The 25,458-nt window shown below is 69.4% G+C and carries 25 protein-coding genes, 1 tRNA gene and 4 pseudogenes; 19 read left to right on the top strand and 11 right to left on the bottom strand.

Going from position 1 to position 25,458, the window contains the following annotated elements; all coding sequences use genetic code 11:
• Nucleotides 1-335, bottom strand: a 335-nt coding sequence (locus ACFHPP_RS16420; RefSeq protein ID WP_437164327.1) for a hypothetical protein, incomplete at its 3' end; no start/stop codon positions are given.
• Between the two features lie 270 nt (nt 336-605).
• Between ACFHPP_RS16420 and ACFHPP_RS16425 the strand changes: the two genes are divergently transcribed.
• The 7 genes and pseudogenes from ACFHPP_RS16425 to ACFHPP_RS16455 form a co-directional block, all read left to right on the top strand.
• Nucleotides 606-1,250, top strand: coding sequence for a TetR/AcrR family transcriptional regulator (locus tag ACFHPP_RS16425; RefSeq protein WP_437164328.1), 645 nt, complete (start codon nt 606-608; stop codon nt 1,248-1,250).
• A 72-nt stretch (nt 1,251-1,322) separates the two neighbouring features.
• Nucleotides 1,323-1,493: pseudogene (locus tag ACFHPP_RS16430) on the top strand (IS3-like element ISMco1 family transposase); the annotation flags it as partial.
• Nucleotides 1,494-1,571: 78 nt separating this feature from the next.
• Nucleotides 1,572-2,375: a class I SAM-dependent methyltransferase gene (locus ACFHPP_RS16435; protein WP_437164488.1), complete on the top strand. Its 804-nt coding sequence runs from the start codon at nt 1,572-1,574 to the stop codon at nt 2,373-2,375.
• Nucleotides 2,376-2,384: 9 nt separating this feature from the next.
• A pseudogene (locus ACFHPP_RS16440) lies at nt 2,385-3,467 on the top strand (carbon-nitrogen hydrolase family protein).
• 45 nt (nt 3,468-3,512) lie between these two features.
• Nucleotides 3,513-3,705 (top strand): annotated as a pseudogene (locus ACFHPP_RS16445) (hypothetical protein); the annotation flags it as partial.
• A 222-nt stretch (nt 3,706-3,927) separates the two neighbouring features.
• Nucleotides 3,928-5,010, top strand: coding sequence for a ribosome small subunit-dependent GTPase A (gene rsgA / locus ACFHPP_RS16450; protein ID WP_437164329.1), 1,083 nt, complete (start codon nt 3,928-3,930; stop codon nt 5,008-5,010).
• 118 nt (nt 5,011-5,128) lie between these two features.
• A pseudogene (locus ACFHPP_RS16455) lies at nt 5,129-5,635 on the top strand (IS5/IS1182 family transposase); the annotation flags it as partial.
• Nucleotides 5,636-5,831: 196 nt separating this feature from the next.
• Here ACFHPP_RS16455 and ACFHPP_RS16460 read toward each other — a convergent pair.
• A complete protein-coding gene (locus ACFHPP_RS16460; RefSeq protein WP_437164330.1) occupies nt 5,832-7,085 on the bottom strand; it encodes a patatin-like phospholipase family protein in 1,254 nt (417 codons plus the stop codon).
• 313 nt (nt 7,086-7,398) lie between these two features.
• Entirely contained in the window at nt 7,399-7,539 is a 141-nt protein-coding gene (locus tag ACFHPP_RS16465) for a hypothetical protein (protein WP_437164331.1), read from the bottom strand.
• Nucleotides 7,540-7,797: 258 nt separating this feature from the next.
• On the opposite strand from ACFHPP_RS16465, the gene ACFHPP_RS16470 reads away from it, so the two are divergent.
• The 4 genes from ACFHPP_RS16470 to ACFHPP_RS16485 all read left to right on the top strand — a co-directional run bounded on the left by ACFHPP_RS16470 (nt 7,798) and on the right by ACFHPP_RS16485 (nt 12,001).
• Entirely contained in the window at nt 7,798-9,903 is a 2,106-nt protein-coding gene (locus ACFHPP_RS16470) for an alkyl/aryl-sulfatase (RefSeq protein WP_437164332.1), read from the top strand.
• A gap of 2 nt (nt 9,904-9,905) precedes the next feature.
• Entirely contained in the window at nt 9,906-10,661 is a 756-nt protein-coding gene (locus tag ACFHPP_RS16475) for a hypothetical protein (protein WP_437164333.1), read from the top strand.
• A gap of 133 nt (nt 10,662-10,794) precedes the next feature.
• Nucleotides 10,795-11,418, top strand: coding sequence for a DUF1254 domain-containing protein (locus tag ACFHPP_RS16480; RefSeq protein WP_437164334.1), 624 nt, complete (start codon nt 10,795-10,797; stop codon nt 11,416-11,418).
• Nucleotides 11,419-11,521: 103 nt separating this feature from the next.
• The gene (locus tag ACFHPP_RS16485; protein ID WP_437164335.1) at nt 11,522-12,001 is read left to right on the top strand and encodes a hypothetical protein; all 480 of its coding nucleotides are present in this window, start codon (nt 11,522-11,524) and stop codon (nt 11,999-12,001) included.
• Nucleotides 12,002-12,408: 407 nt separating this feature from the next.
• Here the strand turns inward: ACFHPP_RS16485 and ACFHPP_RS16490 are convergent, their stop codons facing one another.
• Nucleotides 12,409-12,798, bottom strand: a complete 390-nt coding sequence (locus ACFHPP_RS16490) for a hypothetical protein (protein WP_437164336.1) — start codon at nt 12,796-12,798, stop codon at nt 12,409-12,411.
• On the bottom strand, nt 12,774-13,190 hold the full coding sequence (locus tag ACFHPP_RS16495; RefSeq protein ID WP_437164337.1) for a hypothetical protein: 417 nt from the start codon (nt 13,188-13,190) through the stop codon (nt 12,774-12,776). The genes ACFHPP_RS16490 and ACFHPP_RS16495 overlap by 25 nt, the downstream gene beginning before the upstream one ends.
• A gap of 73 nt (nt 13,191-13,263) precedes the next feature.
• Here ACFHPP_RS16495 and ACFHPP_RS16500 point away from each other — a divergent pair, with 73 nt between their 5' ends.
• Together ACFHPP_RS16500 and ACFHPP_RS16505 are read left to right on the top strand one after the other, a co-directional pair.
• Nucleotides 13,264-14,295 (top strand): GTPase, encoded by a 1,032-nt coding sequence (locus ACFHPP_RS16500; protein ID WP_437164338.1) that lies wholly within the window; start codon nt 13,264-13,266, stop codon nt 14,293-14,295.
• 115 nt (nt 14,296-14,410) lie between these two features.
• Nucleotides 14,411-15,631 carry a GTPase gene (locus tag ACFHPP_RS16505; RefSeq protein WP_437164339.1) on the top strand — a complete coding sequence of 407 codons (1,221 nt, stop codon included), beginning with the start codon at nt 14,411-14,413 and terminating at the stop codon, nt 15,629-15,631.
• 385 nt (nt 15,632-16,016) lie between these two features.
• Here ACFHPP_RS16505 and ACFHPP_RS16510 read toward each other — a convergent pair whose 3' ends face one another.
• Nucleotides 16,017-16,280: a hypothetical protein gene (locus ACFHPP_RS16510; RefSeq protein WP_437164340.1), complete on the bottom strand. Its 264-nt coding sequence runs from the start codon at nt 16,278-16,280 to the stop codon at nt 16,017-16,019.
• 39 nt (nt 16,281-16,319) lie between these two features.
• Between ACFHPP_RS16510 and ACFHPP_RS16515 the strand changes: the two genes are divergently transcribed.
• Both ACFHPP_RS16515 and ACFHPP_RS16520 read left to right on the top strand, forming a co-directional pair.
• On the top strand, nt 16,320-16,658 hold the full coding sequence (locus tag ACFHPP_RS16515) for a hypothetical protein (protein WP_437164341.1): 339 nt from the start codon (nt 16,320-16,322) through the stop codon (nt 16,656-16,658).
• Between the two features lie 214 nt (nt 16,659-16,872).
• Nucleotides 16,873-17,583: a hypothetical protein gene (locus tag ACFHPP_RS16520; RefSeq protein ID WP_437164342.1), complete on the top strand. Its 711-nt coding sequence runs from the start codon at nt 16,873-16,875 to the stop codon at nt 17,581-17,583.
• 174 nt (nt 17,584-17,757) lie between these two features.
• Here ACFHPP_RS16520 and ACFHPP_RS16525 read toward each other — a convergent pair.
• From ACFHPP_RS16525 to hemC, 5 genes are all read right to left on the bottom strand, one after another.
• A tRNA-Thr gene (locus tag ACFHPP_RS16525) sits at nt 17,758-17,832 on the bottom strand.
• Nucleotides 17,833-17,909: 77 nt separating this feature from the next.
• On the bottom strand, nt 17,910-19,181 hold the full coding sequence (locus ACFHPP_RS16530) for a heme biosynthesis HemY N-terminal domain-containing protein (RefSeq protein ID WP_437164343.1): 1,272 nt from the start codon (nt 19,179-19,181) through the stop codon (nt 17,910-17,912).
• Between the two features lie 10 nt (nt 19,182-19,191).
• Nucleotides 19,192-20,355 (bottom strand): COG4223 family protein, encoded by a 1,164-nt coding sequence (locus ACFHPP_RS16535; protein ID WP_437164344.1) that lies wholly within the window; start codon nt 20,353-20,355, stop codon nt 19,192-19,194.
• Nucleotides 20,356-20,384: 29 nt separating this feature from the next.
• On the bottom strand, nt 20,385-21,122 hold the full coding sequence (locus tag ACFHPP_RS16540; RefSeq protein ID WP_437164345.1) for a uroporphyrinogen-III synthase: 738 nt from the start codon (nt 21,120-21,122) through the stop codon (nt 20,385-20,387).
• 29 nt (nt 21,123-21,151) lie between these two features.
• A complete protein-coding gene (gene hemC / locus ACFHPP_RS16545; protein ID WP_437164346.1) occupies nt 21,152-22,159 on the bottom strand; it encodes a hydroxymethylbilane synthase in 1,008 nt (335 codons plus the stop codon).
• Between the two features lie 43 nt (nt 22,160-22,202).
• Between hemC and tsaD the strand changes: the two genes are divergently transcribed.
• Genes tsaD through ACFHPP_RS16565 form a run of 4 tightly spaced genes read left to right on the top strand, consistent with a single transcriptional unit; the run spans nt 22,203 to nt 25,444 of the window.
• Nucleotides 22,203-23,321, top strand: coding sequence for a tRNA (adenosine(37)-N6)-threonylcarbamoyltransferase complex transferase subunit TsaD (tsaD, locus tag ACFHPP_RS16550; protein WP_437164347.1), 1,119 nt, complete (start codon nt 22,203-22,205; stop codon nt 23,319-23,321).
• 11 nt (nt 23,322-23,332) lie between these two features.
• A complete protein-coding gene (locus ACFHPP_RS16555; RefSeq protein ID WP_437164348.1) occupies nt 23,333-23,551 on the top strand; it encodes a YMGG-like glycine zipper-containing protein in 219 nt (72 codons plus the stop codon).
• Between the two features lie 52 nt (nt 23,552-23,603).
• Nucleotides 23,604-24,431: a 23S rRNA (adenine(2030)-N(6))-methyltransferase RlmJ gene (locus ACFHPP_RS16560; protein ID WP_437164349.1), complete on the top strand. Its 828-nt coding sequence runs from the start codon at nt 23,604-23,606 to the stop codon at nt 24,429-24,431.
• Between the two features lie 17 nt (nt 24,432-24,448).
• Complete coding sequence (locus ACFHPP_RS16565) at nt 24,449-25,444, top strand: NAD(P)H-dependent glycerol-3-phosphate dehydrogenase (RefSeq protein WP_437164350.1); 996 nt, start codon at nt 24,449-24,451, stop codon at nt 25,442-25,444.
• Nucleotides 25,445-25,458: the final 14 nt, after the last annotated feature.

Genomic DNA, 25,458 nt, shown 5'->3' on the forward strand with positions numbered 1-25,458 from the left:
CGGGTCGTCACCCTGACCAGCGCCGATACGGGATGGCCGTTCACCAGGATTGGTCGATGATGGTCGTCGGCCAGGAGCACGCCGATGACGTGCTCACCGGTCGCGGTCGGGCAGTGGCCGAAGCGGGCGCTGATCAGGTCGCCGCCGAAGTCACTGTTCATGCTGTTGTAGGGCCGACCGGGGATGTTGCAGGTGTTGCCGTCCGGATCGATTTTCATGTGGATGTGGCCGCAGCGCGGCTCAGCCCCGCATTGACCGACCGCGCGCAGCGTGAAGTTGCTTCGCACGACTACGCCGATAACGCGCTCGGTGTCAGTGCCGAGCGGCACGACCATTGCCTCGGTCGGCCAGACGATGGCCAGCGTGGCGGCCTCCTGGGCCGCAGCAGGAACGGTGCTGAGCCCAGCTGACAGGCTGAGGATGACGGCTTGCGCGAGATGTTGGAGAATGGCTGATTTTCTTGGTTGGTAATCACTGATTACATGGCGTCCGGAGCTAGCGCAGGGATAATGTGATCACTGCTTTCATTCGGGCGGACGATGAACGTCCCTGCGTGCTATGGCAGTCGGGCCATGTCGAACTCCAGGCCACTCAAGACACCTCCGGTGGAAACATCGAACCGCTACCACCACGGCAACCTGACGGAGGCACTCGTCGCCGCGACGGTGGCCATCATCGAGGAACGCGGGGTCGAGCATGTCTCGGTCCGCGAAGCGGCGCGTCGGGTTGGCGTGTCGCCCGGTGCGCCCTTCCGCCATTTTGCCACCAAGACCGCGCTTATGACCGCGGTCGCCGAGCAGGCGATGGACCGTCTCAAGGCTGCGGTGGATGCGGCGCTGGAGGCCGCGCCGGCCGAAGCGCCGCTAGCCCGCCTCGAAGCTCTCGGTGCCGCCTATTTGCGATGGGCGCTGGAGAACCCGACCCACTTCGCGGTCATCAGTTCGCGCACCCTCGTCGACATCGCATCATCCGACAGCATCCAGCGCGCCAACGACGACGTTCGTAGCATCATGGTGCAGCTCTTCAAGCAAGCCCAAGCGGACGGGACACTCGCACCGGACCTCGACGTCGCTCACCTCGTCCTTCTCACACGCGCCCTTGGTTACGGCCTGGCGCGCATGGCGAGCGACGGGCACTTCCCCGAATGGCATGCAGCCGATCCGCCGTCGGACGCGTTGCCGAAGGCGTTGAAGCTGTTCATGAGCCTGCTTCGGGGGAAGGCGGCGCCGCTGGGGGCGGAAGTGCCCTGAGCAGCTTCGCTAATCCTGATCCTCTGGGACCGTCCTCGGTCCAGGGTGGCGAGCCACGTGCGCAGCCCACCCGAGGGCTGCATTCCTCATTCCGACCGCGGATCACAATTTGCGCCGAAGCTTTACCCCGTGCTGCTGACCGCCAACGGGACGGGTGGGTCGATGAGCAGTCGTGGCAACCCGTACGACAACGCCAAGGCCGAGAGCTTCATGAAGGCGCTGAAGGTCGAGGCCGTCTACCTGGCGGCCGTTCACGATAAGGCGTCCGCTCTCGGACCCACGAACAGTCTATTCTTGGGCGTCTGGCCAGGGATGCTGCGCATGACCCGCGAATTGGCCTACAGGCAGGAGGCCGCCGCCGAGTACGACTGCGCGTTCTCGCACGTATCGGCGCATTTTGTTCCGTATCTGCTGCGGGCCGCGCGACTCACACCAGGGCGGCGGGTCCTTGATGTGGCAACCGGAACCGGCATCGCAGCCGAGGCCGCTCTGGCTGTCGTCGGCCCCGAGGGCTTGGTGGTGGCTACCGATATTTCGCCTGAGATGGTCGAGAAGGCGCGCCAGCGCCTCGGCCTGGCGCCGAACGCTTTCGCGACGGTCGAGAATGGTCAGGCCCTGTCCTTCCCGGCCGATAGCTTCGACGCGGTGCTGTGCAGCCTTGGGCTGATGTTCTTCCCTGATCCCGCGCTTGGCCTCGCTGAGTTCCGCCGCGTGCTCCGCCTCGGTGGACGTGCGGCGGCCTCCGTCACGACTACCCCAGAGCGGTCCTACAACGCGAGAATCAACGTTGCCGTGGCGCGTTATGTGCCGTCTCTGGCGGCGGCGACCGCCCGCACCTTCTCAATTGGCGACGAACGGCGGCTACGCTTCCTCTTCGAGAGCGCGGGCTTCCAGGATGTGGAAATCTTCACCGAGGCCTACAGCTTCACGCTGCCCTCCTTTGACGCGTACTTCGGGCCGTTCGAGCGGGGCGGTGGCTCATCCGGGCAGGCGCTGGTCACGCTGCCAGAGGAGGTCCGCCGTGCCGTTCGGGAGGACGTCCGGCGCGAGCTGGAAAACGGCGCAGGTCCCGGGGGTCCCGTCGAGGTGCCGGTTGAGGTCTTGTTCGGCAGTGGGTGCAAGTAGGCGGCACGAATGACCCGGTTCCCATCCTTTCGTCTCGCCGCAGTTCAGGCCGCCCCGGCCTTCCTTCATCCGGCCGCCTCGACGGACAAGGCCTGCCGGCTGATCCGGGAGGCGGCCGAACGCGGGGCGGCTCTCGCCGCATTCGGCGAGGCGTGGCTCCCGGGTTTCCCGTTCTTCCTCGGCGCGCCGATAGATGAGGTATTCTGGCGGCCGAGTGCCGAGTATATCGCAGGCGCCGTCGAGATCCCCGGCCCGGAGACCGACGAGCTGTGGCGGACGGCGCGCAATGCCGGGATCGACGTCCTGATTGCGGTAGTAGAGCGGGACCCGCGCACGCTCGGAACGGTCTGGTGCACGGCGCTGTTGATCGGAGGCCACGAGGGCGCGATCCTCGGCCGCCACCGCAAGCTGAAGCCAACCCATCGGGAGCGCACCATCTGAGGCGACGGTCCCGATGGCTCCGGCCTGCAGGCCCACCAGCGGCCTTACGCGCGGGTGAGCGCGCTGAACTGCTACGAGCACATGATGCTGCTGCCGGGCTATGCGCTGATGGCGCAGGGCACACAGGTTCACGTCGCGGGCTGGCCGGGCTGGGAGCCTCCGGAGGCGCAGCGTGGGGGCTTTCTCTGGCCGCGCCAGACGCTGCTGTCGCGCGCCTTCGCCGCCCAGGGCGCCTGCTACGTGACCTGCGTTGGTGGTCTGCGGCGGCGCGAGGACGTCCCGGAACGGTTCCGGGCGCTGTGCGGCCCGGACATGACCGGCGACAGCATCATCATCGACCCGCGAGGCGAGGTGATCGCCGGGCCCGCCAAGGGCGAGACGATCCTTATGGCAGACGTCTCACTAGAGGCAGTCATGGCGGCGAAGGCGGTGTGCGACGTGGTCGGGCACTACGCGCGCCCAGACGTATTCCAGGTCCGGGTAGATGGGCAGCCGGTCGGGCCACAAGCGGCGCCCCCGGCCGAGCCGTGCCCAAAGCGGGAGCCGGCGCGACGCACCATCGTGGCCCCACCCGTCACCAAAGACCGAGAACCGCCAGACGCGCAACAGGTATCCAACGTCAGCACCCTTGGGATAGATAAGCGAAGTTGAGGAGCGGAGGATTTCTCCCTCATCTTCGCTCCCCTATGAATTTCGATGAGCCAGAAATCCTTCGCCCCCGTCGTCAAGCCGCCGACTGAGAAGGTCGTGCGTGACACCCGCCGCACGATCCGCAAACACCACTCGGCCGAGAACAAGATCCGGATCGTCCTCGAAGGCCTCCGCGGCGAGGAGCGCATCGCCGCGCTGTGCCGTCGCGAAGCCATCGCCGAGAAGCCTGTACTACGTCTAGTCGAAGGAATTTCTCGGTTCGGCGTATTGTGCCGAAGTCGGCCGCGAGTTGGGGGCGCCGACCTCGAGATTGACGGCTTATCGAAAAGGCATTGTGGTGCGCCAGAGTCGACGAAATACACCTCTACCCGTGCAGCGTTGGGCCGAGGAGATTCCGGGCCGTCGCATATGGGTCCCGGTTTGGACACTGGTCGTGCTAGAGAGCCCATCCCAACTGAGAGTGCTGCTTTTGATTGAACACTATGGCTGGTCTGATGCGATGCGGGCGGCATTCGAGCCGCACGGGCGCGCTGGCCATCTCCCAGGGCGTATTATCGTCCAACAGCGCGAAGCCCACGCGGTGATTACGGATCTCGGCAGCCTGTGGGCCAGACTTTCCGGACGCCTGCGCCATGAGGCGCGGGAGGCGGGCCATCCCGCCGCCGGTGACTGGGTGGCCCTGTCAGCAAATGCCATCGATGGCACGGCCACTATCCATGCCATCCTGCCCCGCCGCACGGCCTTCGTGCGCCGGGCGGCAGACAGCGTGCAGACGCTGCAGGTCATCGCCGCCAATATCGACGTAGCCTTCGTGGTCACCTCGATGAATGCCGACCTCAATCCACGCCGGCTTGAGCGCTTCCTCGCTGCTGCTTGGCAGAGCGGAGCCCGGCCGGTGGTAGTGCTGACCAAGGCCGACCTGTGCGAGCAACCTGAGACCCAGGCCGCTCAGATTGCCGCCCTGGCGCCGGGCTGCACGGTACTGGTCGTTTCGGTGCGCCAGGGCCTGGGCATGACCAGCCTGATGGAACACATCGCGCCGGGCGAGACATGTGTGCTGATCGGCTCATCGGGCGTCGGCAAGTCTACATTGGTAAATGCTTTGTTGGGCGATGAACGGATGGCAACGCAGGACATCCGGGCTGCGGATGCCCGAGGGCGTCACACAACGAGCAATCGCCAACTCGTTCTACTGCCTGGCGGTGGACTCATCTTGGACACGCCGGGCATACGCGAAGTCGGCTTGATCGACGCGGATGAAGGTCTCAGCACGGTCTTCGGCGACATAGAAGACCTGGCGCAAAATTGCCGGTTTCGAGACTGCGCGCACGGCAGCGAACCAGGCTGTGCGGTACGCCGCGCGTTGGACGGCGGCCTCCTCGACGAAGACCGGTGGGAACATTTCCAGAAGCTAAGCCAGGAACTAGCGGCGATAGGGCTGACGAAAGACCGGATTGCCCAGGAAGTCGCACGTCGTCGCATGGCGGCGCTGCAGAGAACATATCGGTCGACCAAAAAAGACCTACGCAACCATGGATCATGAATTTCATTGGGGATTCAAGAATACGAGCCCAACCTCAACGACGCCGTTTGAAAAGCGGCCATATCCTCATTCAGACACTTCGGTCAAATGCCATCCTGAACAATCGCCCCGGCGCACGCGCTTCGAGTTCGGCGTGAAGGTCTCCCTCGCCACCACCAACCGCCCCGCACCAGGCGGGCAGTTCGTGATCCGCGCCCGTTCGCTGCCGGGCAATCCCTTCGACGGACACACCCTCGCCGCCCAGATCGCCCAGGCCGAGCGCATCACCGGCGCGCCCGTCGAGCGCGCCTATGTCGACCGCGGCTATCGCGGCCACGATGCCGACAAGCAGTGCGTGTTCGTCTCCGGCCAGAAGCGCGGCGTCACGCCGACCATACGTCGCGAGATCAGGCGGCGCGCCGGCATCGAGCCGGTGATCGGCCATCTGAAGAGTGATGGCCATCTCGGCCGCAACTTCCTCGCCGGCGCCAGCGGTGACGCCATCAACGTCACCCTCGCCGCCGCCGGCCACAACCTCCGCCTCCTCCGTGCCTGGCTGATCCGCCTTCTTGCGTTCCTCCTCAGCCTCATCGCGATCAGCAGGCCGGCGCTTCCACTGCCCTCAGCACAGCTCGCCGGGCGCTGAAACCGAGTTCTTCACGGACGACTCAATACTGCTCAACGAGTTGCAGATTCACCTACCCGCTGGCCGCATGGTCGGCGTGGATCTGGGCCGTGGCGTAGTCTGGATTCAGCAATCCCTCCGCCGCTGGCCATTCTAAGTCGCGCACCAAGCGCGAAGGTAGTTATTCTCCGAAGTCTCTTGCTCCGCGCGGCGGCTTCTATCCGGCGGTTGCCGGCGTGTCGGTCAGGCTCGGCGGGGCCCCAGACCAGGGATAGCCGGCCCGCCCGCGCTCGAAGCCATAGGCAAACAGCGCGCGCATGTAGCTCTGCTCAAAGGGCGAGTTGAGCTCGCCCTCGAAATCCGGCCCGATAAAGGCGAGATTGAAGCCGACCCCATCCTGCCGGGACGTGTCGTAGATCCGCAGGACGTCGTTGAAACCGCTCGCGGCGATCATGGTGCTGATCGCACGGCCGGCGATGCCCATGGTGCGACGGTTGACCGTCGCCCACTGGGGGTCGAGCCGGGCGTTTCGGATCACGTAGGCGGTGATCGGCACGACTGGCTGGCCACGCCGCATCCGTTCGCGCCGGTCCCGGGAGAGGGAACGCGGGTAGAGGAAGGCCTGCGCGAAGGCGCCGCCATCCACATGCATCTCCTGATAGCCCGTCCCGTCCAGCGTGACGTCGAACATCACCGGCGCGAAGGCGCCAGGGATGGCGGCCGAGGCCAGCAGGATTCGTCGGATCACCGTCGCAGCCATTGGGTGACCGCTGCCCGCGATCGCACCGATGTTCCAGATGACCGGCACCTGCGCATCAAGGTTGGTCGTGCCGATCAGGAGCAGGCGGCCATCGCGATATGCCTTCGCAATGTCAGCTAACATTGCGTCATTGAGATGACGTGTGATGGTGCCGAGCAGCGGCGTGTTGTCGGCCAGCGCATCGTCGAAGATCGCCGCGGTGAACCAGCGCTGTCGCAGGATGTCGCTGGCACTCAGGTTGGTGTAGACGTCCCGCAGGGCGTGATCATAGGCCGGACCGAGGAAGGCGAAAGGTGCGGTCAGCGCTCCTGTGCTGACCCCCGTCACCAGATCGAAGACGGGGCGCGTGCCCTCCTCGGACCAGCCGCAGAGCAGGCCGGCGCCGAAGGCGCCGTCCTCCCCGCCGCCCGAGACAGCGAGCAGGTTCAATTTCTGGTTCCGCACGCCCGGCGCAGCGCCGCGAAAGATCTGGCCGCGCTCAAGCGTCGTCATCACCTCGCGCTCGAGGGGTGCGACACCCTGCTGCGGGTAGAAGCGCTCGTTCGGCAGGCCGAGCACCGTCGCGCCGAGGGTGAGGCGGCGCGGCACGGCCGGGTTCCGCACCGGCATCGCGCAGCCCGAGACGCCGGCACCAGCGGCGGTGGCGAGCAGGAAGCGGCGCGAAAGCTCATTTGCGGGCATCTGCGACTCCGATCGAAGCTCACCAAACATGCGTTATCTTTGCGGGCGCAGAAGCATCCGACGCAGCTCGCTGCCAAAGTCGTTTGCTCGGCGCGTGCAAGATGCACATTTTCCGGCATCGGCCAATGATCGCTAGATCGCGGAATCCCGAGAATAGCCCATAGATGCCAAGCGTCGCCAAACTTGCCGCGGATGGAGCCTCGCGGCGCGCGCAGGAGCCAGGAAGCCCGGCTCGCAGGCCATACCGGCAGTCGTCCCGCTGGTGTCGTCGCAGCGTGCCCATCTGCACGGTACGCCGTTCAGCGCCGGGACGGGCCGCCATCCGGTGCTTCGCCTGCCACGACTAGACGCGCCTGACGCCGGCGTCACCATTGTCTCGCCGCCGAATCAGCGCCGCACTCAACGCGACCGCGACATGGATGACGACGCCGATGCTGCGCAGCCAGCAGGTGGGGATGGAATAGGCGTAAGCTGGGTGGGCCACGTCGCGAATCCTCATTCGGCGGAAAGCATCCATCTCCGGACCGAACTGCACGCAGGGTCGTATCGCGTGTTGGATCCGCCGCGCTGTCTCACGCCTGTGCGGCGCGTCCCACTGGCAAGTTCTGTTGCGTGATCGTGCTTGCCGAGCCGCGGAGGGCTGGCGCAACGTCGTGGTGCACATGCTCACGCGGGTGTCTCCCCGCTCTTTGAAACGGCAGCGGCGCCTAGACGACCGCCGCCCGGAACAACGAGGCTTCCCATGACCGCGCGCCGCGATCTACTGCACGCATTGCCTGTCACCGGGGCGGCCTTTGCGGTCGCCGGAAAGCTGCTGCTGGAGGACAGTGCTGCTCAGGCGCAACCCGCCGCTACGCCACTCGCCGGCCACTTTCACCCACTGGGCAAGGCGCCGTCCCGCCACACCGTCGCCGTGCTCGAGGAGGCGCGCCGCACGCTGCCCTTCGCGGACACGCGCGACTTCGAGGAGAACCGGCGCGGCCTCGTCGCACCCATGACGGAACGGCGGATCCCTAACGATTCCGGCGGCGTCGCCTGGGACATGGACCGCTTCAACTTCATCGATCAGCGCGAGAGTTTCGACAGCATCCATCCCTCGCTGCACCGCATCGCACGGTTGAACCAGAACTACGGCCTGTATGAGGTCGTCCCCGGCATCTACCAGGTGCGCGGGTTCGACCTCTCCCACATGACCTTCATCCGTGGCCGCACCGGCTGGGTCGTGCTGGACGTACTGATCTCGGCCGAGACGGCGCGCGCCGCCTGGCGCTTCTTCCAGCAGCAGCGCGGCGAGGGGCGGCCGATCTCGGCGGTGATCTACTCGCACACCCATGTGGACCACTGGGGCGGCATCCGCGGCCTGCTGAACGAGGAGGAGATTCGCGCCCGCAACATCCCGATCATCGCGCCGGCCGGCTTCATGGCCAACCTGATCTCGGAGAACGTCTATGCCGGGAACGCGATGAACCGGCGTCTCGGCTACCAATACGGGCAGTTGCTGACCATCGCGCCGCACGGCTTCGTCAGCCAGGGCCTGGGCCAGGGCGCGTCGAACGGCGCCGTCGGGCTGATCGCTCCGAACCGCATCGTCGAGCGCGACATCGAGGAGTTCGAGGTGGATGGCGTGCCGATGGTGTTCCAGAACACGCCGGACACCGAGGCGCCGTCGGAGATGAACACCTACTTCCCGACGATGAAGGCGCTGTGGATGGCCGAGAACGTGACGGCGACGCTGCACAACATCTACACGCTGCGCGGGGCCCAGATCCGCGATGCGCTGCGCTGGTCGAAATACATCGGCGAGGCGCTGTACCGCTTCGGCCAGGAGGCGGAGGTGCTGTTCGCGTCCCACCACTGGCCGCGCTGGGGCAATGCGCGCGTGCAGGAGGTGCTGCGGGCACAGCGCGACCTTTACGCCAGCATGAACAACCAGGTGCTGCACTACGCGAACCAGGGCGTCACCATCAACCAGATCCACAAGGTCTACCAGCTGCCGGAAGGCCTGCAGCAGACCTGGCATGCGCGCGGCTACCACGGCTCCCCCGAGCACAATGCGCGCGGCGTGGTGCAGCGCTTCCTGGGCTTCTGGGACTGCAACCCGGCGACGCTGATCCCGCTGGCGCCGGAGGATGCGGCGACGCTCTACGTCGACATGATGGGCGGCGCCGAGCGCATCATCGCCCGCGCCCGGACGCTGCACGACGAGGGGCGCTATCAGCACGCGAGCGAGATCCTGAACCGCCTGGTGTTTGCCGAGCCGCAGAACGGACCGGGGCGCGAACTGCTGGCCGATGTGTGGGAGCAGATCGGCTACCAGCAGGAAAATCCGGGGCTGCGGAACTCCTTCCTCAATGGCGCCTATGAGCTCCGGAGCGGCATCTCGACGGCGGAGGGAGGCAAGTCCACCAGCCCGGACACGATCCGCGCGATGTCCACCGAGCTGTTCCTGAACTTCCTCGCCATCCGGATGGACTCGCGCCGGGCCGAGGGGATGCGCTTCACCATGAACCTCGTCACACCCGACAATGGGGAGCGCTTCATCGTCGAACTCGCCAACGCGACGCTGACGAACATCGAGGGCTTCCAGGCCGAACGCGCCGACCTGACGCTGACGGTCAACCGCTCCGACCTCGAGCAGGTGCTGGCCGGGCAGCGGACGCTGGAGGCGCTGATCGCCGACGGCACTGCGCGGGTGCAGGGGGATGTCGGCGTCCTGACGCGGCTCGCCGGGCTGATGGTGGACTTCGATCCGCGCTTCGAGGTGCTGCCGGGGACGCGGCCGGTCGGGGCGCCGGTCGCGCACGCCGACGCCTACCAGGCCATCACCGGCGCGATGATCCCGGAGTAGCCATGCGCACCACAATCCTCGCCGCAGCGGGTCTGCTGACGCTCGTCGTGCCGCATGGCGCGGCGGCCCAGGCGACCCCGTCCGAGCGGCCGACCTTCGACCTCACCCTTTATGGCTGGCTCCAGTCCATAGACGGACGCGTTGGCGCCGGCCCCCTCACGGCGTCAGTCGAGAGCAGCTTCAGCAACACCATCGACAAGTCGGACAGCGTTGTCCCCTTCATGGGGCGGGTCGAGGGGCGCTCTGGCGGCTTCGGCCTCTTCCTCGACGCCGCTTATGTCAGCCTCGGCTTCGACCGTGTTTCGGCCGGCCCCTTCACGGCTCGCGCGGACAGCAGCCTACTGGTGGTGGATTTCGGCGGGACGGCCGAGCTTGCTGCGAGCGGCGACGGGCTATGGGTGCTCGATGCCCTCGCCGGCGGTCGCGTGACGTCGGTGCGGAACGAAATCGCGATCAACGGTGGCCCTTCCGCGGATCAGCGCAACTCCTGGTTCGAGCCATTCGTCGGTATGCGCATGCGCGGCCGCTTCGCAACCAACTGGGACTACGCCGTCCAGGCCGATGTCGGCGGCTTTGGCGTGGGATCGGATTTCGCCTGGCAGGCACTCGCTACGGTCGGCTACCGCTTTTCCCTCTTGGGGAAGGAGGCGACGGCGCTGGCTGGCTATCGCGCCCTGTCGCAAGACTATTCCGACGGAGGGTTCCGCTGGGACATGACGATCCATGGCCCAGTTCTCGGCGTGACCCTGCGCTTTTAACTGCAGGCGCAGAGCAGTGACGCTGTTGCCGCTATCGGCTGACTGTGCGGCATGCCTGAACTGCGGCGAAGGTCGGAGCTAACTGCAGTGTCCGTGCATCTTGGGCGTGCGGCCGCCGAACAAGGAGAACGCTATGCTGCCGCGTCGCCACGCCCCGGCCTTACCGCTCGCCACGGCCCTGCCGCTCGTCACGCCTGCGCGGGCCCGCGCCGCCGAAATGGCGCAGGATGAGGAACTTGCCCACGCCATCGGCGTGCGGGTCTACATCTGGGCCTCCCCGATGATGGACCTCTACCGCACGCGCTGGGAGACGTCCGTCGACCCTACCCGCGGCCATGACCGCAGGGTGAACGAGTTCTTTCGGTTTGAGCGGCTGATCAACCACGAAGACGACAGGGTGATCACACCGAACAACGACACGATCTACGACCGCGCCTTCATGGACCTGCGCTCCGAGCCGATGATCCTGTCCATCCCCGCGCCCGACCGGAACTACTGGTTCCCAGTCGGCGACATGCGCCATGATTTCAGCGCCAGGCTGTCCTGGGACATGCGCAACTTGCGGGGCTCATGGTGGATTTCGACCCGCGTTTCGAGATCGTGCCGGGGACGAAGCTGCGTACCAAGGTCGCCGCGGCCGACGCCTACCAGGCCGTGCCGCGTGCGATGGTCCCGGAATAGCCATGCACGCCGCGCCATTCGGGCTACGTTCATCGGTACGCGGCTCAACCTCTCGCATGGCGCGATGTGGCGTTAGATCTTCGGATATTCCTTCCAGTTGTCGCGGCGGCGCGGCTCTGGACTTCGCGTTCGGCAGACCCGCCTTCCAGGTAGGGCTACAATTTGAGGAAGCCACGCTCATGACTCACCCATCCGGTCGTCGTCGCTTCCTCAATCAGACGGGTGCGCTTGCTGCACTTGCCCTGCTCGGTGCCTGCTCGCGAACTGGCGCGGTCGGACCGGCCGCGGTGCGGGATCAAACTCCGGACGCGACCGTGAGCATGAGCCTTGTGCAGGCTGGCTTCCTTGGAAGTGGTGGTGGCGGAAATGGCGTACTGCGTTTCCGCGGGCAGGATGTGCCGTTCGGGATCATTGCTCTCGGGGTAGGCGGCATCGGCGCCTCGACCGTCGAGGCAGAGGGCGACGTATTCAACCTCGAGGATCGAGCCCGGTTCCCTGGTACCTACGCCCAGGTGCGGGTGGGTGCCGTCGCCGGGACCGCAAGCGTAGGAGAAATGTGGCTGCAGAACGAAGCTGGGGTGATCCTGCGGCTTCGAGCCCGGCGTGCTGGACTCATGCTCGCGATCGGCGCGGATGCCGTTCGCATTACGATGCGATGATGCCGATTACGCTGAGTTCCATGCTGCTGACCCGCGCCCGGTTCCTGTCCGACTCCCGCTTCGACGCGAAGGAGAAGCTCGGCCGCCGGTCAACCCGATCTGGAATGACATCGACAGCAGCTACAAGGTCCATCGACCAGTTTCGGCGCCGGACCTCCCACACCCAAACCTCGACGTCGCGGCCTACGTGAGATCCGGAACCGCTCCTACTACCGTAGTAAAATGGATTAGCGAGTGGCGCCGTCGTCGTGCTGTCCGTCATGACAACCACTTCGGCGGCCCAGCACCACCAACTGAAGGCCGGGGTGCGGCTGTTCCTCTACACCGCGCGCCGCGAACAGGGCGCGCCCAGAGACTGGGGGCCGCGCCCCGCTCTTTTAGGTCGGTCACAGCACGGGGGCCCCTGCTCAGCTGCCTGCGAGTTCCTCGCGCTGCTCCTCCCACTCCACCGGGAACGGCTCCATGAGCGCCGGCAGGGTCATTGGCTCCGGCTGCCGCCCGTCGAGGATCGCCTCGACGATGCCCGGCGCCAGCAGCGTCAGGCGCAACAGGCGCGAGACATAGGACGAGTTGATCATCTCCGCCGCCGCCAGCTCGTTGATGGTGCCATAGCGCCCGGTCTCCATCATCCGCCTCCACCGGAACGCCCGGGCCAGCGCTTTCACCAGCGTGGTGTCCGCAGCCGAGGCGCCCCGGTTCGTCGTGCTGGCAGGCGCAATCATCAGCTTCCGCCCACCCCGCTGCTTCCGGACCGCCAGCGGCACCCGCACGGTCAGCATTTGCGCGGCGCCGGGCACGCTGCGTCCTTCGCTGCTTCGGCGGGTGGCGGGGCCAGGTCCCGCGCCAGGCTGGCCAGCCCCTCCAGCTTCAGCCGAACGTCGGCGCCGCCACTGCCGATGTCCACTCGGTCGACCAGCAGGCGGATGATCCGCGCCTGCTCTGCCGGGAAGAGTTCCTCCCACAGTGGGTCGAGCCTCTCCAGCGCCAGGCGCGCCTCGTCCTCCGTCACGTCGGGCGCCGAGGCCCGTGCCGCGCGCCAGGCCCCGAGCACCACCTCCGGCTGCCGGAGCAAGCCCCTGACCTGCGCGATGGCCCAGCCCTCGATCTCCGCGGCGGAGATGCGCGCAAGGGCCGGCCCGTCCGCGGCGCTGCCCTTCGGCGCCATTACCTGATTGTCGCTGTGCAGCACCGGACGAACCGTCCCGGCACGGGCGCGGGACCAGGTAGTTGCCGGTCCTCATGGCGACGTGCAGTCTATTTTCATGAATGAAACGAAATACACGCGCGGCGGTTCCGACGACGCCGGGGATCGAGCCAGGACGGAAGCGGCCGCGAAGGCGCCCGTAATCTGGCTGCTCGGAAAAGCACAGGCTGGCAAGACGAGCATCGCTGCTTGCCTGACGGGAACAGGTGAGGAGGGCGTCGGCCTGGGCTTCCAACGGACCACCCGGGAGCCGCGGCTGCACGCTTGGCCGCCGCCGCCAGCGCCACCGATCCTGCTTTTTCTCGACACCCCCGGTATTGGAGCGGACGACGGCGACGCTGAGGCAGAGGCTCGTAGGGCGATGGCCCAGGCCGAGGACCAAGCCCATGTCATCCTCGTCGTTGCCCGGGCCGAGGACCTAGCAGTTGGCGCGCTGATGCAGGCGCTGACCGAGATCAGGCGGCGCCACCGAGACTGGCCGGTGATCGTCGCCCAGACCCGGCTGCACGACCTCTACCCGACTGGCATGCGGCACCTGCTTCCCTATCCATTCGACGGTACTCCGGCCGACTTCGGGCTCCCCGGTCTTCCGCAGGACCTGGCGCGGGCTCTCGCGGCCCAGCGGCAGATTTTCGCGTCAGTCCCCGGCGAGCCGCCAACTTTTGTGCCCGTGGACCTGACGCGCGCCGCGCAAGGCTTCGAGCCCCGAGACTACGGTGCAGAGGCGTTGCTCAACGCCCTCGGCCCGACGCAGCCCGAGACCGCCGACGCCCTTCGGGAGATGCGCGACCCGCTAACAGGGGCGCGCCTGCGCGTCATCCTGCCTTGGGCGCTCCTGGCCGCGGCTGCGGAAGCTCCGCCGCTCCCGTTCTTGGGCTTAGCCGGGGCGACGACGGGACAGGGGCTGATGCTCCGCGCGATCGCTGCACGCTGCGGGGTGCCTTGGACCTTCGGCCTCGTCTGGAGGTTCCTGGCGGTGCTTGGTCCAGGCATTCTCGCGAGCGCAGGGGCCTCCGCCGTGATCCGGCAGGTCCTGAAGCTGGAATCGGCCCCGGTACCGCTGCTGCCGCGGCGGCGGCCTTTACGGTGACCTGGGCGGCCGGAGAGGCCGGCATGGTCTGGTTCGGAGCGCTTGGCCGCGGCGAGCAGCCCGACAAGGAAGCCGTGCGCTCCGCATGGCGACGTGGCTTCGAGGAGGCAGTGGCATGGTGGAAACGAAACCAGGGCGGCTAAGGCGGCGCCTGCGGGCGCTCCGGCCGTGGTGGCGGACGATCCTGCGGGCGGTGCTGTTCGCGGGACCGACGCTGCTGCTTATCCCGCTCGGCATCGCTTGGCTTTGGGAACGCGGCTGGACGGCTTGGTGGCTCATGGCATGGACAGTCGGCGTGTTCCTGGGCGTCTGGGCCGCGGGTCTCTGGAAGCCCGACCTGCCGCCCATCTCGCTGAAGGGTTCGCGACAGGGGGCGTCATCAGGTGAACTTGAGGCGCGGACGACGATCGCTCGGATTGTCGAGAGTGCGAAGGCTTCCGACATCGCAGACGCTGACGCGGCGCGTGTACTTGCTGAGAAGGTCGCGCACGAGGTGGCATCCGCCTTTCACCCGGGCGAGAAGGCGCCGACACTGCGGGTGACGCTCCCCGAACTGCTCCTGGTCACCGAACAGACTGCCCATGACATCCGCCGAAGACTTCTCGCCGACTTTCCAATCCTGAGGGATGTGCGCTTCGATATTCTCGAGAGCAGCGCGGGGCTGATGGTCTGGGCCGATCGCGTGATGACGGGCTACCGGGTCGGCCGCTTCCTCTGGAACCCCGTAAACGCCCTCATTCAGGAGGCGCAGCGCGCCGGAACGAATCTCGCTGGCCAAGGGATGGCGGGATACGCGATGAGGCGTGTCGCTCAGATCCTGGTCGCGGAGGTGGGCGAAGCCGCCATACGCCTTTACTCCGGGGCGGCGCGGATGGACGCACGCGAACTCGAGGAAGCATCCCGGCTCGACGTGGATTCGGGGTCGGCAGAGGCACCCGAGGCGAGCCGCGAGAGTCTGCGTGCGGCCGTTGTCGGCCAAGTCAACGCGGGAAAGTCGAGCCTCGTCAACGCGCTCTCCGGCGAGGCTCGGGCCCTCGCCGGGAACGTCATCCACACCGGTCGGGCTTTGGAATTCCCAATCGACCACCCGATCCACGGCCCCCTCGTGGTCACCGACACACGGGGGCTGGCTGCAGGCGAACCGCCCGACGTCGAGACGTTCGTCGCTGCCGACGTCTTGCTGTGGCCGGTCGCGTTGCACCGGGCCGACCGCGGGGCGGACATGCGTGCACTGACGGCGCTACGGGCGTGGTCGGCGAAGCACCCCGCCCGCTCCGTCCCGCCCATCGTCTTTGTGGGCACACACCTTGACCGCTTGGAACCGGCTAGGGAGTAGTCACCACCCTATGATCTGGCAGATGGGAAACGACCGAAGGAGGTCTCCGGCGCAGCGGCGCTCGCCGCAGCGAAGATAGATTTCGCCTGGCCCGAGGCGCGATGGACGGTCGCCGTGCTCGGGGGCGGTACCCGAGCATGGAACGTCGATGCCGTCCGGGGCGCCATCGCGGATGCTCGGCCGGCAGCCGAGGCCTCGCGGAATCTACGCTTATGGGCGACCCGCGGGAGCATGGCGCGCGTGTCCGACGCAGTCCGGGCGCTCTGCGGCGCAGGCCGCGTTATAACAGGTGAGGTTAAGCGGGGCATCCCCGCCGCCCTCTCTAAGGTGACGCAAGATAAGGACGGATCTCCCCCCTAGCTGGCCAAGCTGCCGTGAGGCGAGGCTACACGGCGATGCCCGTTGCCATACCCTGCATCGCTGCCGCCGCGGGAGCCGCCGCCTCGGCCGTCGGTAGCGGCGGCGTTCTGGGCGCCGTGGCGGCCGCCGGCGCCGCCCTGGTGGTCTCCGCCGTCTCCCGCCCCAAGTCGCCCTCCGCCGCCCGCAGCGCCAACGTCACGCCGGGAACGCACACCAGGCCCGGCGGCTTCGATCCGCGCACGCCGGGTGCCAGGAGCACAAGTCCTTTCGCCAGCTCATCACCGAGCACCAGATCGTCGACGGGTGCTGCCGCACCTTCGGCCCCGTCGTGTTCCTACATCCCGCCACGGACGACGAGCGCCGCTCCGACGGCTTCCTGCACGTTGTCGTAGTGCTGGCTGCGTATCGCGTCTGTGCCGTCGGCGAGGTCTTTCTGAACGGCACGGACTCCAAGGAGTTCGCGCTGGCACACTGGCTGCCGAGCGGCGCGTCGGGCGGGCGAGTGTTCGTACGCGTGTTTAATGGCGCAGGAAATGTCCGCGAGGACAGCCAAAGGCGGAAATCCACAGATAAGGACCATCCGCATAGCGAACTGTTAATGCCCACTGAGCGGCTGTTCCCTGCGTTCCCATTTGCTGCGCGCCACGGGGAACACGAGAAATCCTAGGTCATTCAAGGATGTTCCACACGTTCCCCGCTGTTCCACGACGGCTGGGAAGCTTCTGTGGCGACAGCATAGTAAGCCCTGCGTGACCCGGCTGGCGCCTGACGACGTGGCGTGGCCGGGTGACCTCTGGCGGCAAGCTCTTTGGCCCTGGCTCATGCCCAGCCGGCCGCCCACTTAGCCAAACGATTTCGGATAATCCGGCGGGGGTGGCGCGATGGGCGGCTTCAACAGCGGAAGGCGCGGAGGGCTGGCGACAGTTGAGGGCTGCGCCTCAGTGGTGCTGGACGTGTGCGCGGTGATGCGGCCCGTCACTGCCGAGATCCGCCGACAGCAGGCAGGGCCGATAGCGGAGGGGCAGATAGCTGAGGCAAGCGCAATCCGCTGGAACTGGACGCGGCAGGGCGAGGCGGCCCCTTGGGCGACTGTGGATGTGCATCTGTCTCTCGGCAGCGATCATGGCTCGGCACGACTAGGCTTCGACGTGGCGCATTACCATCGCCCTACCGGCCTGCAGCAGCAGACGGTGATGATGGAGGCAACGCCCTGTCGCTTCGGTGGGGTCCGGTGGTGGTGGGTTTGCCTGGCGACGGGGAGGCGGTGCACGAAGATCTATCTGCCGGATGGCGGCATTCGCTTTTTGAGCCGGGGGGCGGGCGCCTATCGCCTCGCCTATGCCTCGCAGCGGGGGGACGACATGCAGCGCAGCCACGGGCGGCTTGCGCGGCTGCATCGGCGGCTGGGCGGGCATTACAGGCATGCGGAAGCTCCTCTGCCGCGCCGCCCCAAGTGGATGCGCCACGCGACCTATGAGCGCCTGTGGGCAGAATGGGAGGCGCAGATTGAGCGGCATGAAGTCATCTTTGAGGCTGGCGCCGCCCGGTTTAGAGCCGGGTTGGAGGGGGGAACTGAGAGCCCGCAGCGCTGACGCGCTTGCTCCAGGCCATTTGCCTACGCGGCTCTTGGGCGAAGGGGCACAGGTCGGGGCTATCTCCCCGGAAGGGCGTGGCCACACTTTGCCGGAGCGGGTCCGCAAGGGGTCCGCAGGAATGATAGAAATGACCGATCCGGCCACTTATAGCATCTAAGGTTTTGAAAAGAATGGTGCCGACACCCGGGATTGAACCGGGGACCTACTGATTACGAATCAGTTGCTCTACCGCTGAGCTATGTCGGCCCGTCACGCGCAGCGCCTATAGCCGTCCCGGCGCCGACCGACAACCCGTTCCGAGTTTCGGTGGCGCCAGGATCGGCTCAGCCGACAGTCGCCGGCAGCGTCTGCGGGCTGGTCCAGTTGATGGTGCCCACCGCCTGGCAGCTCGGGCATACCGGCTGCCATGCCGCATGGTCCGTGCCGCAGGAGGCGCAGCGCCAGCGCGGCTCGGGCGCGGCAGTGGCGGCCTGGCGCAGCCAGCGGGCCTGGGCGGCGCGGCCCTCGGGCGTTTCGCCGTGCTCCACCTCCTCCAGGTCGCTCAGCGCCAGGTAGGCGCGACGGTCGGCCTGGCCGCCGGAGACCAGCGCGTCCAGTTCCTGCCGCGCCCGCCCGGTCAGCCCGGCCTCCAGCGCCGCGCGGCCGACCAGCAGCCGGCTCTCGGCATGGCGCGGGCTGCCCTTCGCCAATGCCTCGGCCGACTTCATCCGGGCCAGCGCATCCGCATCGTCGCGGAAATACTCCTGCGCCAGGTCCGGATGCGGCCGTGCCGCCCAGGCCTGTTCCAGCACGGTGCGCGCCCGGCGCGGGCTGCCGCTGTCGCGCAGGCGCCTTGCATGGGCCAGCGCCGCCGGCGCGAAGGCCGGGTCGGCCGCGAAGCCCTGCCGTTCCAGCTCCGCCGCGCGGGTCAGGTCGGGCTCCTGCCCGGCCGCGGCCAGTGCCAGCGCCGCCTGCCCGGCGCCCGGCGGCGCCAGGGTCAGCGCCTCCCGCCAGTCCCGCATGCGCAGTGCCAGCGTCTCGCGTTCCTGGCGCAGCCAGGCGGCGCCGGGCTGGGCCGCCTCGGCTTCGCGCGCCAGGCGCTGCGCCGCCGACCAGTCCTCGCGCTGGATCGCCTGCCGCAGCAGGCCACGCAGGCCGAGGAAGCGGGCCTCCGGGCTGGCGGCAAGCTGGCGGAAGATCTCCGTCGCCTGATCCTCACGCCCCGCCAGCCGCTCGGCTTCCGCGGCCAGCAGCAGCGTCTGCGGCGTATCGCCGAGCCCCTTGCGGGCGCGCTTGGATTCGATGCGCGCGGCATCCGGCGTGCCGGCGGCCAGCGCCACCAGCGCGCGGGTCAGGGCGGCATCGCCCTCGGCGCGGCGCTTCGTCGCCTTGCGGGCGCGCAGCCTGCCGGGCAGCCGCCGCAGGGCCGCGATGCCGGCCAGGATCAGGTGCAGCACCAGGAACAGCACCGCCAGCAGCAGCAGCGCGATCGGCAGGCCGACCAGGATCTCGGCATCGCCGACGCGGACGGCGACATCGCCGCCCACCTGGGCGAGCCACAGCACGCCGGCGATGCCGGCAGCCAGAAGAACGAGGTAGATCAGGGCATGACGCATCGTGCGGCCCTCAGCCCGCGGCCAGGCTGCGCAGCGCGGCGCGGGCCTCGATCAGGGCGCGGGCCTGCTCGACCCAGGGTCGCATCGCCTCCTGCGCCGGCGGCGACAGGCGCTGCAGCGGCGCCAGGCTGCCTTCCAGGTCGCCGGCTTCCAGGGCGCGGCGGGACTTCTCGATCTCGGCGGCGGCGGCATCGCCGAACACCACCTCCTCGCCGCGGCGCACGGTGACCAGGCCGGACAGGCGGGACAGCGCGCTGTCCATCACGCCCTGGCCCTGCCGGCCGGGGTCGCTGGCGGCCATGGCGGCGCGCGCCGCCTCCTCGAAGCGCAGGCGCAGCGCGGATTCGGTGGGAGGCGCGGATTGCGCAAACCGGGTCAGCGCCGCCGGCGGCTCCCGCAGCGTGCCGAGCGCGCCACCCAGCGGAGCCCCGGTCTCCAGCGCGGCGCGAAGCTGGTCCAGAGTGGCCAGACGCCCGGCGCGGCCTTCCAAGGCGGACAGGCGCTGCGCCTGGCCCTGCAGCTCGGTGATGCGCCCCGCCTGCTCCTCCAGCGTCGCGCGCTGCGCGGCAACCTGCTCCTGGATCTCGCTCAGCCGCCGGGTCAGCGTCGTCTCGACGCCGCCGAGCCGTTCCGTCGCCTGCGTCAAAGCCTGCTCGGCCGTGCCGACGCGGGCGGCCAGCTCCTGCGCCACGCCCTCGATCCGGGCGGAGCTGGCGGTGGCGCGGGCTTCCTCCTGCGCGATGGCGGCCTCGGCGCGCTGCGCAAGCCCATCGACGCGGCGCGTCAGCGCATCCAGCGCCGGGCGCGGTGCCAGCTCGGCCGGGTCCGTCACCGGACGCGCGGCGAGTTCGGCGGCGGCGCGTTCCACCGCGGCGATGCGGCCGGCCAGCGGCGCCAGGTCCGGCCCGGTGGCTGATTCCAGCGTGGCGAGGCGGCTGGTCAGCCCCTCCAGCGCGGGCTGCCGCGCGACGGCCGTCTCCAGCGCCGCCAGGCGCTGTTGCAGCGCCGCGACGGCCGGGCTGGCCTCGGCGCGGTCCTGCGGCACCGGGCGCGCCAGCAGCCAGGCGACGGCGCCGACCAGCACGACGGCGGCGACCAGGATCGGCAGGGCGGCGGGGTCCATGCGGAACCGTCGGAGCCGCTCGGAGAAGGAGGGGGGCGGGGTCGGGCTCATGGCTCTCCTGGCAGCTCAGCGGGTCCGCGTCAGTACGGCACGGCGTCGGGTTCGGGCTGCCCTTGCCGGGTCTCCCCGGGGCCGAGCAGCGCCAGCAAGGCATCCTCGGATGGCCGCCCAGCCACGCGCATCTCGCGCCACGCCAGCGGGGCGAGCGCCACGCGGGCCGCATCCGCGACCCGGGGGCTGATCGCCAGCGCTGCCATGTCCGCGAGCGTCGCGGAAAGGCCTGCCTCCCGAAGCAGAGTGATGGCACAGGCCGCCGAGCGAGGCGAGTGGAACAGTACCTGCCCGGGTCCATTGCGGCTTCGCAGCGCCGCGAGCACGGGCGCCGGCACGCTCGTCGCGGGCGTGGCGGCGTAGGCGATGCGGCGCAGCACGCGGAAGCCGCGCCGACGCAGATCGGCCGCCAGATCCAGCGCATAGCCCTGGCCCACGGCCAGCAGCACCGGCCCGGCGGTGGGGTCGAGCCGCTCCGCGGTCAGTCGGGCCAGATCCTCCGCCGTGCCGCCGGCCGCCACGGCGCCCACCCAACCGGCGGCCCGCGCCGCCTCCGCCGTCGCCTCCCCCACCGCCAGCAGCGCGAGTCCCGGCGGTTGCGGCGGCAGGGCGCGGGCCGCGGCGCGGCTGGTCAGCAGCACGGCCCGGCACGGCGGAATCGGGAAGGGGCGCGGTTGCAGCACCAGTGCCGGCATCGCCAGCGCCCGGAAACCCAGCGCCCGCAGCCGCGCCGCGGTCTCGGCCCCGCCCGGTTCCGGGCGGGTCACCAGCACCGCGCCCAAATCAGCCAAAGATATCAGCCAAAGATGTCGGCGGGGCTGTCACGGCGCAGGCCCTCGCCGAGTTCACGGCCCAGCGCCACCGCATCGGCCACCGCGCCCTGGGCGCTGCGCTTCAGCAGGAAGGACCCATCCGGCCGCGCCACCAGCCCGGTCAGGTGCAACCTTCCGTCGCTCAGCAGCCGCGCATGGCCGCCGATCGGCGTGCGGCAGGAGCCATCGAGCGCCGCCAGAAGGGCGCGCTCCGCCCGGCTGACCGCCGCCGCCTCGCGGTCCTCGATCGCCGACAGCAATTCCAGCAAATCCACGTCATCGGCCCGCGCGGTGACGCCGACGATGCCCTGGCCGGCCGCCGGCACCATCGAATCGGGGTCGAGGACGACGGAAGCACGCTCCTCCATCCCCAGCCGCCGGAGGCCCGCCAGGGCCAGCAGCGTCGCCGCCGGACCCTCCGGCTGCGCCAGCTTGCCGAGCCGGGTCTGCACGTTGCCGCGGATCATCTCGATCCGCAGGTCGGGCCGCGCATGCAGGATCTGGCTCTGCCGGCGGACGGAGGCGGTGCCGATCACGGCGCCCGCCGGCAGTGCCGCGAAGGGGTCGGAGGGGTCCGGCGTGCCGCAGCGCGGGCCGAGGATCACCGCATCCCGCGCATCCTCCCGTCGCAGCGTGCAGGCCAGAACGATGCCGGGCGGCATCTCGGTTTCCAGATCCTTGAGGCTGTGCACCGCGAAATCGATGCGGCCATCCAGCAGCGCCTCGTGGATTTCCTTGGCGAACAGCCCCTTGCCGCCGATATCCGCCAGGCGCTTGTCCTGGATGCGGTCGCCCGAGGTGGCGATGGCGTGTTCCTCGAAGGCCTTCGCGTCCCGCAGCACCGGGCAGAAGCGCGTGATGATCGACAGGAAGTGCCGGGTCTGCCACAGCGCCAGCGGCGAGCCGCGGGTGCCGACGCGCAGCGGCAGGTTGCGGAAATGCGGCCGGACCTGCCCCTGCGCGGGGGTGGCGATGGGATGGATGGCGGACATGCGGCCTATTAGGCCCCTGCCCCGGACTTCGGAAGGTGCCTTGATGACGGATCTGCTGCGCGCGGACGCGCTGGTGCCAATGCGCGCGGACGCGCTGGTGCTGGGCCTCGAATCCTCCTGCGACGAAACCGCCGCCGCGATCCTGCGCGCCGACGGCACCATCCTGGCCGAGGCGGTGCTCTCCCAGCTCGAGGATCACACCCCGTATGGCGGCGTGGTGCCGGAGATCGCGGCGCGGGCGCACCTGGCACATCTGCCGGCGCTGGTGCGCCGCGTGCTGGACCAGGCCGGCATCACGCCGTCCGGGCTGGCGGCGGTGGCGGCGACGGCCGGGCCGGGGCTGATCGGCGGGCTGATCGTCGGCGCCACGCTCGGCAAGGGGATCGCCATCGCCCAGGGCATCCCCTTCCTCGGGATCAACCACCTGGAGGGCCATGCACTGACCCCGCGGCTGCCCGGCGTGCATCCGGGCGGGCTCGACTTCCCCTACCTGCTGCTGCTGCTGTCCGGCGGGCATTGCCAATGCGTGCTGGTGGAGGGCGTCGGCCGGCACCGGCGGCTCGGCACCACGCTGGACGACGCGGTGGGGGAGGCCTTCGACAAATCCGCCAAGCTGCTCGGCCTGCCCTGGCCCGGCGGGCCGCATCTGGAACGGTTGGCGGCCGGGGGCGACGCGAAGCGCTTCACCCTGCCCCGCCCGCTGTTCGGCCGCGCCGGCTGCGACTTCTCCTTCAGCGGCCTGAAGACCGCGGTGGCGAACATCGCGGCAAAGGGGCTGGACGAAGGCGCCCGCGCCGACCTCGCCGCCGGTTTCCAGGCCGCCGTCAGCGCCACCCTGGCCGACCGGGCCGCCCATGCCCTGGCGATGGCGCCCGGCGCCACGGCGCTGGTGGTGGCCGGTGGCGTCGCCGCCAATGCCGGCATCCGCGCGGCGCTGGCCGCCGTGGCAGCGCGAGCCGGCCTGCCGCTGGTGGCGCCGCCCATCCGGCTCTGCACCGACAATGCCGTGATGATCGCCTGGGCCGGGATCGAACGCCTGCGCCTGGGCCTGACCGAGCCGCTGGACCATCCACCGCGGCCGCGCTGGCCGCTGGCGGAACTTTCCGGCGCGCTCCGGGAGAACCGGGCCGGATCTGATGCGTTGGCGGGACAGGAATATTGAAGGAGGTTTCGATGTCCATGATCCCCCGGCTCGCCGTCGTGCTCGGCCTCACCTTCGCCGTCGCCGCCTGCGGCCAGACGCCCGGCCAGCGTGCGGTCAGTGGTGGCCTGCTGGGCGCCGGCACCGGTGCCGCGGTCGGCTCGCTGTCCGGCAATGCCGGCACCGGCGCGCTGATCGGCGGCGGCGTGGGTGCCGTCGGAGGCGCCGCGACGGCGCCGCGCCGCTACTGAGCCTCCTCCCTGCGGGTTGCGTCGCCCGAGCGGCGGCGCTACCCGCAGCTTCGTGAACTACCGCCACGCCTTCCACGCCGGCAACGCCTGCGACGTTGCCAAGCATGCCCTGCTCGTCGCGCTGTTGCAGGCGCTGCGGATGAAGGCGAAGCCGTTCCGGGTGCTCGACACCCATGCCGGCATCGGCAGCTACGTCCTGGCCTCGGCCGAGGCCGAGCGCACCGGGGAGTGGCGGGCCGGCATCGGCCGGGTCGCCGACATCACCGAGGGTCCGCTCGCCGACTACACTGGGCTGGTCCGCGCCGCCGGCTTCCCCGACATCTACCCCGGCTCCCCCGACCTGGCCCGCGCCCTGCTGCGCCAGGACGACCAACTCGTGCTGTGCGAACTGCACCCGGAGGATCACGCGACCCTGCGCAGCCGCTACCGTGGCGACTCCCAGGTGGCGGTGCATCGCCGCGATGCGTGGGAAGCGGTGGAGGCGCTGACCCCCTTCCCCGAACGCCGCGGCCTGGTCCTCATCGACCCGCCCTTCGAGCAGCCGGGCGAGTTCGAGCGCGCGGCCGCCACCCTCGCCCGGCTGCGCCACCGTTTTCGCGCCGGCATCGTCGCCGCCTGGTACCCGATCAAGCATCGCGCCCCGCCGCGTGCCTTCCACACCGCGCTGCGCGACGCCCAGGTGCCGGATTGCATCACGGCCGAGTTGCTGCTGCGGGAGCCGACCGACCCGACCCGCCTGAATGGCTGCGGCCTGCTGGTCGCCAATCCGCCGCATGGCTTCGCCCAACGCGCCGAGGCAATCCTGGCGGCCCTGCTGCCGCATCTGGCACAAGGCGAGGCCGGCGCCGCATGCTCCGTCACGCGCATCACGCCGGAATAGGAACCAGGGGAAAACGCATGCCGCAGCGCGCACGACGACGCATCGCGGTGCTGGGCGCCGGCGCCTGGGGCACCGCCCTGGCGCTGCAGGCCGCCCGCGCCGGCAACGCCGTCAGCCTCTGGGCGCGCAATCCGGACCGCGCCGCCGCCCTCGCCGGGGCCGGGGAGAATGCGCGCTACCTGCCCGGCATCCCGCTGAGCCCGGCCATCACCGTCACCGCCGATGCCGCCGCCGCGCTGTCCGAGGCGCTGTTCGCCCTGCTGGTGGTCCCGGTGCAGCACCTGCGGGAGGTTCTGGCGACGCTGCCGGACTCGACCTGCCCGCTGGTGGTCTGCGCCAAGGGCGTCGAGCGCGGCACGCTCTGCCTGCCGCTGGAGATCCTGCACCAGTCCCGGCCGCACACCCCCGCCGCCGTGCTGTCCGGCCCCAACTTCGCGCATGAGGTGGCGCGCGGCCTGCCCGCCGCCGCCGTGGTCGCCAGCCGCGACGCCGGGCTGCGCGGCCTGGCGGCGGATCTGCTCGGCACCGCCGGCTTCCGGCTGTATGGCGGCGACGACCCGATGGGCGTGCAGGTCGGCGGCGCGGCGAAGAACGTCATCGCCATCGCGGCCGGGGCGGTGATCGGCGCCGGGCTCGGGGAGAATGCCCGCGCCGCCCTGGTCACGCGCGGCCTCGCGGAATTGTCGCGGCTGACGGTGGCGCTCGGCGGGCGGGCGGAGACCGCCGCGGGGCTGTCCGGCCTCGGCGACCTGCTGCTGACCACCACGGGGCCGGGCAGCCGCAACACCTCGCTCGGCATGGAACTGGCGCGCGGCGCACCGCTGGAGACGGTGCTGGCCGGCCGCGTCGGCGTGGCGGAAGGCGTGGAGACGGCGCCCGCCCTGGTCGCGCGTGCGACGAAGGCGAGCGTCGAGTTGCCGATCTGCGCCGCGGTGGCGGATCTGCTGGCCGGCGACCTGACGATCGGGGAGGCGATGGGCCGGCTGCTGGCGCGGCCCCGGCGCGACGAGTAGCCGCGCCGAACTGC

Source organism: Falsiroseomonas sp. E2-1-a20, from assembly GCF_051433195.1.
Classification (GTDB): domain Bacteria; phylum Pseudomonadota; class Alphaproteobacteria; order Acetobacterales; family Acetobacteraceae; genus Falsiroseomonas.